At 53.1% G+C, this 14,572-nt stretch carries 6 protein-coding genes; 2 read left to right on the top strand and 4 right to left on the bottom strand.

Going from position 1 to position 14,572, the window contains the following annotated elements; translation table 11 throughout:
* Positions 1–30 precede the first annotated feature (30 nt).
* The 4 genes from A8990_RS07470 to bamE form a co-directional block, all read right to left on the bottom strand.
* Positions 31–4,692 carry an S-layer homology domain-containing protein gene (locus A8990_RS07470; protein ID WP_116188383.1) on the bottom strand — a complete coding sequence of 1,554 codons (4,662 nt, stop codon included), beginning with the start codon at positions 4,690–4,692 and terminating at the stop codon, positions 31–33.
* A gap of 30 nt (positions 4,693–4,722) precedes the next feature.
* On the bottom strand, positions 4,723–7,371 hold the full coding sequence (locus A8990_RS07465) for an SLC13 family permease (protein WP_116188382.1): 2,649 nt from the start codon (positions 7,369–7,371) through the stop codon (positions 4,723–4,725).
* 149 nt (positions 7,372–7,520) lie between these two features.
* On the bottom strand, positions 7,521–8,990 hold the full coding sequence (locus A8990_RS07460) for an alpha/beta hydrolase (RefSeq protein ID WP_116188381.1): 1,470 nt from the start codon (positions 8,988–8,990) through the stop codon (positions 7,521–7,523).
* Positions 8,991–9,355: 365 nt separating this feature from the next.
* Positions 9,356–10,555 carry an outer membrane protein assembly factor BamE domain-containing protein gene (gene bamE, locus A8990_RS07455; protein ID WP_116188380.1) on the bottom strand — a complete coding sequence of 400 codons (1,200 nt, stop codon included), beginning with the start codon at positions 10,553–10,555 and terminating at the stop codon, positions 9,356–9,358.
* Between the two features lie 425 nt (positions 10,556–10,980).
* Here bamE and A8990_RS07450 point away from each other — a divergent pair, with 425 nt between their 5' ends.
* On the top strand, positions 10,981–12,759 hold the full coding sequence (locus A8990_RS07450; RefSeq protein ID WP_116188379.1) for an ABC transporter ATP-binding protein: 1,779 nt from the start codon (positions 10,981–10,983) through the stop codon (positions 12,757–12,759).
* Complete coding sequence (locus A8990_RS07445; RefSeq protein WP_116188378.1) at positions 12,746–14,527, top strand: ABC transporter ATP-binding protein; 1,782 nt, start codon at positions 12,746–12,748, stop codon at positions 14,525–14,527. The genes A8990_RS07450 and A8990_RS07445 overlap by 14 nt, the downstream gene beginning before the upstream one ends.
* The last annotated feature ends 45 nt before the right edge of the window (positions 14,528–14,572 follow it).

Genomic DNA, 14,572 nt, shown 5'->3' with positions numbered 1-14,572 from the left:
ACGGAAGATTACTCCGTGCCTTTCCTCGGTTTATGAATTGCCTGATTGCTTCAGATAATCCCACATTCTCAGTAGAATCGTGACTGCCTCAGCTCTAGTCGCATCTCCGGCTGGATCGAAAATGTTATTGTTCTTACCTTCGATAAGCCCCAGCTCGCGGACTTCTGTGACTGCGCCTCTCACCCAGCTCGGAATGTTCTTGTCATCCGCGAAGCCAGTTGCTCTAACTGACGTGGTGTTCAATTTAAGCGCATTGGCAATCATGGCCACTATTTCTGCGCGTGTAATTTCGGCGTTCGGACGGAAAGAACCATCCTTGTAACCATGAACAATGCCTGCTTGAACCGCTTGTGCGACAGCTTGCTGCGCCCAGCTTCCGATCTGTGTTTTATCGGTAAAATCAAATGTCACCCCTTCGCTGATCGGCTTCAGCGTATTCATCAGCATCACAGCAAATTCAGCACGAGTTACGGTTCGATTCGGCGCAAATGTTCCATCTGGGTAACCTGCGACGATTCCACTGTTGATTGCTCGCTTAATGTTCGTTTCAGCCCAGTGGCCAGCGACGTCTTTTAAGCTGAGCGGCGGTGGATCTATGTTCGGCTGCCCCATTACGAATACCCCGTACTTTGTGAAGTGATTGACCTCTACGGTAATGTGATCTTCGTTGATTCTACCGCCTGGAACCTCGACCCATTCCTTCTTCGCTTCGTCAAAATAGAACACCGCTACCGATTGATCACCGCTCAATTTTGCCCGATCAAATGATAAAGTGAGGGTGACTGGATTATGGAAGTTTTCCGCGAAGTTTTTCAAAATCTCAAATATGGAGCTCGCTGACATGTTCCGATCTGTTAGAAGCTCCTGCGTATTCAACAGTTTCTCTATCGTTAACCTCAGCTCTTTGTCTGTAGCGTTGGCTGGAATGGAGATAACGACCTCATTCTCCAGGCTAACCGTGCCTCTCTTGCCAGCAGGGAGCACTAGTGTGCCATCTGTTGACGTTACAGGAGTGTCAGTTACAGGCGTTGTTGAGCCGCCAGCTTTACGAGCGACGACAACTTCTATTCCCGCTGTGAGGTTGTCCGTGTTTGTTGTATTTGCTGGCAAAGATCCTAGCGTCGCCATGAAGGTGTAGCTCCCTGGGACGGTTGCGTTGTAGCCGTCTTTATCGTACCAGCTAGTTACCGGCACCGTGATTGTGCCGTTGTTGGCTGTTACTGTTGCGTGGCTAGCGAGCAATGCCACTGAGACTGATGTTCCATCGGCATAGGTAGCCGAGCCTGCTGTTCCTGCCGACACATCAGCAATCGCATCAAACACCGTGATGTTCTTCGGCGACACGACGACTTCCAATGTCGCTGTTAAACCGCCCGTGTTTGTTCTGCTTGCCGGCAAGCTGCCTAGCGTTGCCGTGAAGGTATAGCTCCCAGCTACCGACGCGCTATAGCCATCCGTATCCGTCCAGCCCGTTACCGGCACAGTAATTGTGCCGCCGTTGGCTGTTACTGTTGCGTGGCTAGCGAGTAATGCCGTTGAGACTGATGTTCCATCAGCATAGGTAGCCGAGCCTGCTGTTCCTGCAGATACATCACCAATCGCATCAAACACGGTGATGTTCTTCGGCGACACGACTACCTCCACTGTCGCTGTCAAACTGCCCGTGTTTGTTGTGCTTGCTGGCAAGCTGCCTAGCGTTGCCGTGAAGGTGTAGCTCCCCGCGACCGTTGCGTTATAGCCATCCGTATCCGTCCAGCTTGTCACAGGCACTGTGATTGTGCCGCCGTTTGCTGTTACTGTTGCGTGGCTAGCGAGCAATGCGGATGAGACTGATGTTCCATTGGCATATGTTGCCGCTCCTGCCATTCCTGCCGCGATGTCTGCAATTGCATCGAAGGTGGCGATGTTTTTAGGAGCGACGACTACTTCCACTGTCGCTGTTAAACCGCCCGTGTTCGTTATACTTGCCGGCAAGCTGCCTAACGTCGCCGTGAATGTGTAGCTCCCAGCTATCGACGCACTATAGCCATCCATATCCGTCCAGTCTGTTACCGGCACCATGATTGTGCCCCCGTTTGCCGTTACCGCTGTATGACTCGCCAATAATGCAGTCGATACCGCTGCTCCATTAGCGTACGTTGCAGAACTAACAGTTCCTGCCGATACATCACCAATCGCATCAAACGCAGTGATGTCTTTAGGAGCAACGACTACTTCCACTGTCGCTGTTAAACCGCCCGTGTTTGTTGTGCTTGCAGGCAAGCTACCTAGCGTCGCCGTGAAGGTGTAGCTGCCTGCGACCGATGCGTTATAGCCATCCGTATCCGTCCAGCCTGTTACTGGTACCGTGATTGCTCCGCCGTTGGCTGTTACTGTTGCGTGGCTAGTGAGCAATGCCGTTGAGACTGATGTTCCATCGGTGTACGTTGCAGAACCCGCAGTTCCAGCAGAAACATTACCAATCGCATCAAACGCCGTGATGTTCTTCGGCGACACGACGACTTCCACTGTCGCTGTCAAACCACCCGTGTTTGTTGTGCTTGCAGGCAAGCTACCTAGCGTCGCCGTGAAGGTGTAGCTGCCCGCGACCGATGCGTTATAGCCATCCGTATCCGTCCAGCCTGTTACCGGAACCGTGATTGTGCCGCCGTTTGCAGCCACTGTCGCATGGCTCGCCAATAATGCAGCCGATACTGCTGTTCCACTAATATATGTTGCCGCTCCTACTATCCCCGCCGACACATCACCAATCGCATCAAACGCGTTGATGTCCCTCGACGACACGACGACTTCCACTGTCGCCGTCAACCCGCCTGTGTTTGTTGTACTTTCAGGCAAGCTGCCCAGCGTCGCCGTGAAGGTGTAACTACCAGCTACCGACGCGCTATAGCCATCCGTATCCGTCCAGCTTGTTACCGGCACCGTGATTGCGCCGTTGTTTGCCGTTACTGTTGCGTGGCTAGCGAGCAACGCCGCTGATACCGCGTCCCCATCGACATAAACAGCCGAACCCGCCGTTCCTGCCGACACATCACCAATCGCATCAAACGCGGTGATGTCTCTCGGCGATACGACGACTTCCACTGTCGCTGTCAAACCACCCGTGTTTGTTGTATTCACTGGCAAGCTACCCAGCGTCGCCGTGAACGTGTAGCTGCCAGCAACCGATGCGTCATATCCATCCGTATCTAACCATCCCGTCACAGGCACCGTAATCGTGCCGTCATTCGCCAACACGGTCGCATGACTCGCCAACAACGCCGCCGATACCGCGTCCCCATCGGCATAAACAGCCGATCCCGCTGTCCCCGCTGATACATTCGCAACACTATCGAATGCTGCGATATTCGTAATAAGCGCTGCCACAGTTGCCGTTGCTGCCGCACTTATAATCTCGCCTGCCGACTGTGCAGTAACGCTGATCGTATCGCCTGGGGCCAGCGTCAATCCAGACACAGTCCAATTGCCATTGACCGCCGTAACCGGAGCCGCAGGTACCTCGTTCACACTGAGAGTGACAGTCGCACCTGCTGCTGCGGTACCTGTTACGCTCGTATCTCCAGCATGTACCGTACCTGTTATAACAGGAACTGCCGTCACCGACGAAGCGGTTGTCCACTTCGCGATATAGTTCGCCGAGTTTCCGTCCGCTGCTGTAAAACCTCCGCCTGCGTAGACGTCGCCATTCGATACGGCTATTGAACTAACCGAGCCGTTGACACCAGCGCCAGGGCTGGACCAGCTGCTGCCATCCCACGTCGCAATACGACCAACCGGGATGCCGCCAGATGTAATAAAATCACCGCCCGCGTACAGGGAATTGCCCGACACAGCCAATGCGGAAACCGTGTTGTCGACTCCGCTGCCGAGGCTCGACCAGCTGCTCCCGTTCCATTTGGCGATACGACTTGCCGAAGCGCCGCCCGCTATGGTGAACGTTCCTCCTACGTAAATGCTATTCTCTGATATAGCCATCGCATAGACCGTACTACTGCCTGTACTGCTAACTCCAGTTCCAAGACCGGACCAGCTGCTCCCGTTCCATTTTGCGATATGACTTGCCGAAATGCCGCCTGCCAACGTAAAATCTCCGCCTGCATAAACATCCGTGCCTGATACAGCAAGCGTGTAGACTGCGTTATTAAGACCTGTCCCGAGGCTGGACCAGCTTGTCCCGTCCCATTTCGCGATATTGCCCGCAGAATTGCCATTCAAGTATAGTGCTGAGCCGCCAACATATACATCCGTACCCGACACAGCAATTGCATAGACCGTACCGCTAAGCCCGGAACCTAAAGCGGACCAGCTGCTTCCGTTCCATTTGGCAATGGGCCCTGTCGCAACCCCGCCAGCAGTTCCAAAAACACCGCCTGCATAGACGTCGGTTCCCGCTGCAGCTACCGCAAAAACATGAAAATCCATGCCCGTGCCGAGGGAGGACCACTGACTGCCGTCCCATTTGGCAATACGGTTAACCGTATTGCCGCCTGCCGTGGTGAATACTCCGCCTGCATAAACATCTGTACCGGAGACTGCAATCGCACGCGGCTGTCCGTTAAGCCCGGCTCCCAAGCTCGACCATGCATTGCTGCTCGCATTAGCCGGCCCTCCACCTATAAATCCCAACACCTGGACCGCCAGCGCGACTACCAGAACGATTTTCCAAACCATCTGCCTTGCCCTTTGCATCATCAAATCCCCTTTCCTTCTATGAATGACAATCTATTGAATCAGCCCAAGCCACTTCCAATACGGTATACACGCGACCGCAAGCGCAGCGATGACAATGATGTACCCAACAGCAACCAGCTGGGCCTGCCGGTGATTGAACAGCTTCCCGTTCGTGCTGTAATACGCCGTTAGGTACGTTGGCGATTGATAAGTGAAAAAGAACGGATCGGTGGATAGCAAAATAACGAATACGAGCACCCACGGATGAATGCCAACCTCTTGCGCTAAAGGCAGCATGGAGATGACGAGCAAAATAACCGCCGGATCATCCCGCACGACCAGCGTTACCAAAGACGAGATGACGATGACTGCAACGAGGAACAATGCCGGGTTCCCCATAAACGGCTTCATGAACGCCCCCACCCAGTGAGTCGTCACCTCGGTAATGCCGAGCTCGGATGCAACCGCCGCGAAGCTAAACGCGATGCCGATGAAGAGCAGAAACGTCCAATCGATTCGATTCAGGAGCGTCTTCGTATCAAGCACGCCGCCTATGACAAGCGCCGAGAATCCCAGCAGCATCACCCATGCGTTGTCCAGATGATGAATAGGCTGAAGCATCAGAAGCGCTACGCAGCCAAGCGTAACGGCCGATGTCACTTTCTCTTCCTTGGTCAGCTTGCCTAGAATCCGAAGCTGCGCCACAAGCACCCCTTCGGACACGGTCGGTTTCTCGCCCTTCTTGGGCTTGTAACGCATCGTGATCCACAGCCACATACCGGCTAGAAAGACGAGCAGCGCAGGAAAGGCGTACACGAACCAGTTGAGCCACGTCACTTCCTCTCCGTCGCCAGCCAAACTATAAGCCATGACGTTCGTATAGGATCCGGTCATGAAGAATGGCGCTGTAAATCCGAAGAAGATCATGCCCGCAAGCCCCAGCCCTGCCGAGCCTTTGCTTCGAGGTGCGAATCCCATCGCTTCCGACACCGTTCCGGCAATCGGCACGCCAAGTGCGACCTTGGCAGACGACGACGGAATGAGCGGATTCAGCAGCAGCCCGCTGGCGATCATCCCCCAGAGCTGACCTTGGTAGTGCTTGGGGAATGCTTTTAACGCATATAGTGACACTCGGTACAAAATGCCCGACTTCGAAATGGCAGCGCCCAGCGCAAGAATACATAGCATATAGATCCACGTCGGAGAGGCGTAGCCAGATAAGGCAACCTCGGGCGTGACCAACTTCGCCAGCACCCAGTACATCGCCATGAACAGCGCGACGAGATAATCCGGAATAATGTTGACGATCCAGAGGACAACCGCGGCAAGCGCGACGCCGATGAATACCATGCCCTCATGAGACAAGCCCCCGAAAGGCGGCGACCACTGGAAGAACCCGACGCTCGCGAGGGCAAGAGCAATTGCGATCCAGCCCGTGAATCGGCTCCGGGTCCACCATTTGACTGCATTTTCCGCCTTGCCTGCCGTTATTAGCAGATCCAGATTTTGCTTGGCGAGAAGGAAGCTTCGTCCTTCTTCCTGATGATCCGGTGCAGTTGTGGTCGCCGCTGCCGCAAGCTGCAAGTACTCCATCGCCTTCTGATGATGCTGAAGCCGGTGGCAAAACTCCGCTGCAACCTCATACAATTGAACGGTCTGCGTGCCTGAGAAGTAGACCGAGCTTTGGCCGAGTGCCTGCTCAAGCCTAGCCAATTCGCTCTCCCGAGCTTCTTCCTCCAGAGCGATTTTCAAATAAGTAACGTAGAGATCATACTCGCGAAAAAGCATTTCGTTCGGACAGGCGTCCAGCAGACGGAGTACTCGAAGCTCTTCATCCGGGATGCCGGGATTCCAGGACTTGCCGGAATTGCCGGAGTGTTCATCCCCCAAATTCCGCATGAGCTCCAGCGCCGTCGCCCAATCGCCCTGCTCCACATGGAGCTGCACAGCGTAAAACAGCTTGTTGTCATCCAGATACCGCTGGCCCGTCCGGCTCAGCAGCTCTGTCTTCGCCCGAACTCCGTAGCTGCTCACATATACTTCCGCTAACGTGCTCTTCACCGAGCTATGGATGGTAAACCAATCCGGACCATCATCCAAAGGCTGGACATAAGCTTGCCACAGCGGGCGATCTGCCAGCGCTTCATGAATCGAGGCCACTCCATAATCCCGCTCCGCCCATTGGTTGTGGAATGCCGGTACAATTGACGCCGAGAGCAGACACCAGCGAAGCGAATCCGGTAGAGCTTCCAGCTCCTCGACCAGGTGCTTCTGTTTCTGCCCCTTGGACGCTTCCAAGTCGCGATTCGTCCGAACGAGACGCTGTGACAGCAGCCGGATAAAATAAGCCGAGAACGAAGGATATTCGTCCACCAGTTCCTGAAACGTATCGACGTTCATCCGCAGCAGCACGGTATCGCTTACCGTAATCGCCGACGCCGAACGCGGCTCTCCCGTCAGTAAAGCCATCTCGCCAAAAGCGCTCGCTTCCCCTAGCACTGTGAGTGAATGTTTACGGCCGTCTGGCGCAACCGTGAACAGCTCGACTCGCCCGCTTCGGACGATGTACATGCTGTCTCCGGCATCCCCGTGCTCGAATACGGTCGCACCCGCTTTGTAATGCTCGGTTACAAGCTTCCCGATTAATCTCGCTTGATCGACATGGGATAACCCATGAAATAGTTCTAATTGCTCTAGCATTCTATGTAATCCCTTTCCAGAGAACTCTTGACCTTAGACTCACACATTCTAGCAAACCGACCGTTACACTATCATTAATCTGGCGGTCCACGAAATAAGAAAAACCCCCGATTTCACGAGGAAACCGAGGGTTTGCTTATACGATTTTCTTATACGAATCGGTCGATGAACTTCTTATATCGCTCCGACTGGCGACGATCGTTGTTTTGCTCGTAGTACTCCACCGTCCAGCGCGCAAGCTCCTCCAACTTATGCTCCACCTTCTCGATAATGGCAAGCAGCCAATTGTCGAAGATCCCCGTAGCCAGCGAATACGCGGTCTTGTCGAGAATATCTCGGCTGAGCAGCGCTTTGCGCTTCGTGTTCGGTTCGGCTGCTGTCGCTTGCAGCTTCTCCAATAGATCCTGCAGATCGCATTTGATATTGCCGCGTAAGTGGATGTACTCGCGGTCCGCGACGAGGAGCGGATTCGCCCCGCCCGTATGCTTGTCCAGCAGGCTCTTCAAATAACTGAGCGATACGCGAAGCCTGTTCTTCGCCTTGGACAGCTCCGCTTCTGGCCACAGCACATCGCACAGCTGCTCTCTCGTGACCGACGGATGGAACAGCAGATAGACGAGGAGCCGCTTGGCGTATCGCTGATTCCATTCTCCTGCTACCACTTGCCGATTGACTAAGACGCGAAAATTACCCATGACTTCGACTTCGAGCGTGGTGGTCGATTCATTTTGCTGGCGAACCTGCTCTACGAAATCTTTGATCTGATTCTGCATATGAGCGGACAGTTTCTCTACCACCTGAATCTCAGGCGCCTCTGCGGCTTTCCGAATATGCTCGTCAATCCACTGCGCCACAATCGCTGGTTGATCCAGCTGAACGGCGTTAGCCGCGTCGGGAACGACGAGAAACCGGTAGTTTTGCAGCAAAATCGTCCCTAACGCCAGCACGCTTGGCGGGAACAGCCTGTCATATTCCCCACCTAGAAACAGCACAGGAAGCTCGACTGGACCTATCTGCTGCGCGGCGATATAGGCTGTAATCCGATCTCGAATCTGCACGTAGCGGCGGAAGTTCACTTTACGATACGTTTCATATAATAGTTCTTGTTTGTCCGGAGTGACACGGTGGCAAGCAGCGCTCAGTAAGCGCTCGGCAACCGGCATAATCGAGTTGCTCTCGAGTACGGTCTGCGTTCGGTCTCCCGATAATATCGGCATCACGGTCACCGGATAATACAGCGGTACGGACAACAAACAGAGCGTTAGCGCCCTTCCGGGATACTCGCGAACGAATTCCAATCCGATATAGCCGCCCATCCCATGACCGACGAGATGAAAACGACCAATATGCAAATGTGCCAGCAGGCCAGCAAGGTCATCACACAGCTGCCGCCATGTCATGTCGTCGTCCTCGCCTAGAGGCTGGTTCTCGCCGTGACCTCTGACATCATATACGAGAATATGGTAACGCGACTGCAGATATGGAATCGTCCAGTTCCAGATGCTAAGGTCCGTTCCTAGGCTGTGAATCATCACGATCGTTTCTGCAGCGTGCTCCGTGCCGCTCGCCCGATGATATTCGTAGTACAAGTTCTCTTGATTGATTCGTGTGAACGGCATTACGTTCTCCTTCAAAGTTAGAAATAAGCTTCACAACTTATTCGACTTTTTCCGACAGGTTTCCTGCTATTGATAGGTAAAGAAAAAAGCACCGCGGGGGGTGCTTGGCAGGTTTTCGAGAAATATGGGCGGGCGCTAGTCGCACCTGAAGCCCTAATGCTAAGCTGAGGTTCATTTTCGGCGCTCTCAACCCTTGTCGCACAACGGCTATAGTGGATTTATCCACTCATTTTTATCGAAATGAGCCATTTTCGCTTATTTCGAGCTAAAATGAATGGATTTTTCCACTATAGCTCGCCGTTTCCGCCCCAAATGCCTTCCTATGTTGGATTTATCCATGATAGCCCTCAAGGAGACGGGTTAACCTAGACCGTTGCGGGCTTCGGTATGTTCATTTCATCATAAATGAAATCAAAATCATTTAGAATAAAATATTCAATCCGATTAGAGTCATCTTCATAGGCAACGAAGGATAGCGAATATAGATTATTCCGGTGATACTTACTGTCGGCCCACCTGTAGAAATTCATAGACTGTAACTGAGCTCCAACCTGTTCAAAATGATACTCTAGACCGCTCGACTCACTAGACGTCGGTTCTCCGTACATTCGAAGAACTTCGTTTCGGCTTGCTGGCATACGAAGCCCTTTATTCGTCTGTGTATCTGCCTTGGGGTCAACGAGGATCGCCGCTACGATCTCGTCCCGATAGAATACCGATATCGTGCCATAGGTATCCATGACCGCCATACCATAAGAAAGCTGTCCATCGGGCTTGCCGTACTTTTCTTCAACCGTTTCACGGTTCATGCCCAGAGAAATCCGTTTGTCGCCACCGCTGCTAATGCCAATAATGTCTTCAACCGCAAAGGCTGATCGATTCGGATCCGGCTTATTTATGCGGTCTTCCATCGCTTGAGTGAAAGCCGATTGTTGGACAGATATGCCTATAATGTTACCGTTTGATTTTACGGTGAATCGTAACGTGTATACGTCAGACCTACCTTTGCTCAGTGGAACGGCTTGTCCATAAATCTGCTTCAGTTTACCGTTTGTGATCTGAAACACGTACTCATAGCGTAAATCATTCTTCTGAGAAGGCTGACCAAGCTTGGCTAAGACCTTCGTCCCAGGAGTTCCTCTCTTGAAAAGGCCATTTAATGATGCTTCGGTTGTCGACGTGGCAATCGAAGCCACTCTACCATCTAGATAGCCTATCATCAGCGATGCCATGGAATAGAAATAACCTCTGAAGCTGTCGCTTTCTACTACAGCAGGAGTACCAAGCAGCTTATCCACCTGCTGTTTACTCATACCCGGTCTAATGGAAGCCGGAACTCCCTGCTTCTGGAATTGAATGGTTAAGTAGGGATGCTGAATGACACCGCCACTGACTATACTGGTGCTGCTTGCAGCCGCATTCACGCTGAGCGGACCAGAAACCGCCATTAAGCTCAGAATCAGCACTAAAGCCAAAATCACGGCAGTATGTGACACCCACCGCCTACACCATGCAAACTTTGAATTCATCTTCATAAATCGTTCCCTTTCTTTTTCCCACTCCATAGTTCCCGTACGCTTCTACAACCATTATATACCAGACCAGACAATGCTAAATGAGTCACAAGCCATGATCAAAATTCCGAGAGAACGGATACGTTCTCTCGATTTCTTTTTCGCGCGTTTCCGTTCCTGAGAGCACGTATGTGTTCTCTCGATCTAAGCTAAGCCATCATTCAGGCATAATCTGCCGCTGAAAGAACATACGTGTTCTCACAGCTCCGATTCCACGCGATTTCACCCCCGAGAGAACGTATATGTTCTCTCGCCCCCGCTACCCAGCTAATCCCGCCGCCTAACGGACCCAAAATATACCTCCCCAAACTAAACCTGCAAAAATGCGACAAGAGGGCCCATTCCTTTACAATTGTGCTATAATTTCCTTTAGTTTTTCGAAGGCACTTCAGACTAAAACGGAAATCGGTGATGACATGTTTCAGTTCAAATGGCTTTGGCACAACTTGAAAGGGGACCGGGCAGGGTATATCTTCGCGCTTTGCATGTCGGTCATAGGCTGCTCGCTTACTATCATTAATCCTTACATCGGTCAGCGCATCGTAGATCACTTTATTGCGGGAAACGATGCGGCTCAGCACCTGGCGACGGAAAAGGGATTGCTCATCGGCCTTGTGCTTGGCATGGTCGGCTTCTCGCTGCTTAGAACGGGCCTCGCTTATTTCACAACCCTTCTGTATGAGCGTTCCTCGCAGAACATGCTGTTTCGCATCCGCGTGTATCTGTACAACAAGATTCAAGGCCAGGATATGCGATATTACGACCGGAACCGCACCGGCGACCTTATGACCAAGATGACGGGCGACATCGAGATGGTACGTCACTCCTTGGCGTGGATCATGAAGACGATCATCGAATCGCTGACGGTATTCATCGCGGCGGTCGTCTACTTCTTCTTCATCGACGCCGAACTGACGTTATGGCTGCTTCTGCTATCGCCTCCAATCGGCATTGTTGCGTTCATCTTCGCACGGCGCGTACGCCCGATGTATGTCGATCTGCGGGAGAAGCTTTCCCAGCTGAACACAATCACGCAGGAGAACATTGCCGGCAATCGTGTCGTCAAAGCGTTCGCGCGCGAGGACTACGAAATCCAGAAGTTTACGGAGAAGAACGTCAATTATTCCAAGGCCAACAAAGCCGCAGCGCTTGTCTGGCTGGATTACTTCCCTTACTTAGAAACGTTCTCTCAAGCGTTCCTTGTTATCCTAATGCTTGTCGGCGGTCTATTCGTCATGAATGGGCGCATTACGTTCGGCGAGCTTTCCGCCTTTTCCGCGCTGATCTGGGGCCTATCTAACCCTATGCGCACGATCGGTATCGTCATCAACGATATTCAGCGCTTCTTCGCCAGCTTGAGCAAAATCATCGAGGTCTACTACGCGAATCCCGACATCGTCAATGAACACAACGCGGCAGGCAAGAAGCGTTACCATGGCTACATCAAGTTTGAAAATGTAAGTTTCAAGTATGACAGTGCAACGGTGCTCGATAATATTAATTTCAGCGTAGATCCCGGCGAAACCATCGCCATTATGGGAGCGACAGGCTCGGGCAAAACGACGCTTATTAACCTTATCCCCCGCTTCTACGATGCGACTAAAGGACGCGTACTCGTCGATGGCATTGACGTGCGCAAGCTGGAGCTCGACGAGCTGCGCAGCAACATCGGGGTGGCGACGCAGGATGTGCTGTTGTTCTCCGATACGGTCGACGGCAATATCGCCTTCGGCGATCCGGATATGCCGGAGGAGGACGTGACGAGCTTCGCCAAACTGGCTGCGGCGCATGACTTCATCGCGAAGATGCCGGAAGGCTACAATACGATCGTCGGCGAACGCGGCGTCGGCCTGTCGGGCGGACAGAAGCAGCGGATCGCGCTTGCGCGGGCGCTCGCCGTCAAGCCGCCGATTCTGATCCTCGACGATACGACGTCCGCCGTCGATCTCGAGACGGAGGAGCATATTCAGCAAAGCTTGCGCGAGCTTGACTTCACTTGTACGAAAATCATTATCGCGCAGCGCGTGTCTACGACAGCGAAGGCGGACCGGATTCTTATTATCGAAGACGGCCGCATCATTGAGGAAGGCACGCACGCCGAGCTTCTAGAGAAGCGAGGATATTACTACGACGTATTCATGCTGCAGAACGAGGGCATCGGAAGGGAGGCGTCCATCCAGTATGGCAAGAAATAAATTCGATATCGACGAGAACCTGGAATCGCCGTTTAACATCAAGCACTTCCGGCGCGCGCTCGTCTACATTCGCAAGCAGCAGAAGCCAATGATCATTGCATTCTTGCTTAGCGCCCTGTCGGCCGGCATCGCGCTCTCCGCGCCGCTCATCATCCAGCATATCGTGGACGTGACGATTCCTGCCAAGGATAAGACGGCGCTGCTAGGCTGGTCCGCACTCATCTTCGCAACGATCATTGTCAGCGTCATTCTCGCGACCATCCGTTCGCGGATGATGACCCGCGTCGGTCAAGATATTATCTACGATATCCGTACGGACCTGTTCAAGCATCTGCAAGAGCTGCCATTTCAATATTACGACGATCGCCCGCAGGGTAAGATCCTTATCCGCGTCGTCAACTACGTCAACTCCGTGTCCGACGTACTTTCTAACGGTATTATCAACTTTGTACTCGAAATCTTGAATCTGCTCTTCATCGCGATATTCATGTTCGCCGTTGACGTGAGACTGTCCTTCGTTATCCTCGCAGGACTGCCTGTCTTCGCGGTCGTCATCCTGACGATTAAGAAGAAGCAGCGCAGGGGATGGCAGAACATCTCGAATAAGAGCTCTAACTTGAACGCCTATCTGCAGGAGAGCATCAGCGGCATTCGCGTCACCCAGCTCTTCACCCGAGAGCAGCATAACGAAGGCACATTCACGCGTCTGGCGACGAACTACCGTTCCGCATGGATGAAATCGATGCGTATTAACTTCTTGGTCCCGTTCTCGGTCGATAATTTGTCGACGATCGTGACGGCGGCGATTTATTTTGTCGGCTTGCTGGCGATTGGACCGAAAGAAGCGACATTCGGCGTCATTCTGGCGATGAGCGGTTACGCGGCGCGCTTCTGGCAGCCGATATTGAACATCTCGAACTTGTACAACAGCTTCGTCAACGCCGTCGCTTATTTGGAGCGGATCTTCGAAACGCTTGACGAACCCGTCACCATCAGCGATAAACCAGGTGCGCGGGAGCTTCCGCCAATCCAAGGCCGCGTGACGTTCGATAATGTGACCTTCGCTTATGACCCCGGCGTTAATATTCTGGAGAAGCTGTCGTTCGACGTCAAACCGGGCCAGAGCGTTGCGCTTGTAGGTCCGACAGGCGCAGGCAAAACGACGGTCGTGAACCTGATCTCGCGCTTCTACAACATTACGGGCGGCAAACTCTTCATCGACGGCCATGATCTCTCCGAGATTCAGCTGAAGTCGCTGCGCAGTCAGATGGGCATCATGCTGCAGGACAGCTTCATCTTCTCCGGCACGATCATGGACAATATCCGCTACGGCAAGCTCGATGCCACGGAGGAAGAGGTCATTGCGGCTGCGAAGACGGTATGCGCCGACGAGTTCATCCGCGAGTTCGAGAACGGCTACATGACCGAGGTGAACGAACGCGGTTCGAAGCTGTCGCAAGGTCAGCGGCAGCTGATCTCGTTCGCTAGAACGCTGCTTGCGAATCCGCGCATTCTCATTCTCGATGAGGCGACCTCGTCCATCGACGCCCAGACAGAACGGCTGCTCCAGAAGGGGCTCAATGAGCTGCTGAAAGGGCGGACATCGTTCATCATCGCGCATCGCCTCTCGACGGTGAAGAATTGCGACCGGATTATGTACGTATCCGACAAGGGCATTGCCGAGAGCGGCTCGCATGATGAGCTCCTCGCGAAGCGCGGAAGGTATTACAAGCTGTATTCGGCGCAGAAGATGGAAGCGATCAGTTAGTGGTTTGGCAAAAGAAGGGCCCCCGATCTCGCGATGCTGCGAGAT

This window comes from Paenibacillus taihuensis (assembly GCF_003386535.1).
Classification (GTDB): domain Bacteria; phylum Bacillota; class Bacilli; order Paenibacillales; family Paenibacillaceae; genus Paenibacillus_Z; species Paenibacillus_Z taihuensis.
This window is presented reverse-complemented; position numbering and strand designations above follow the sequence as displayed.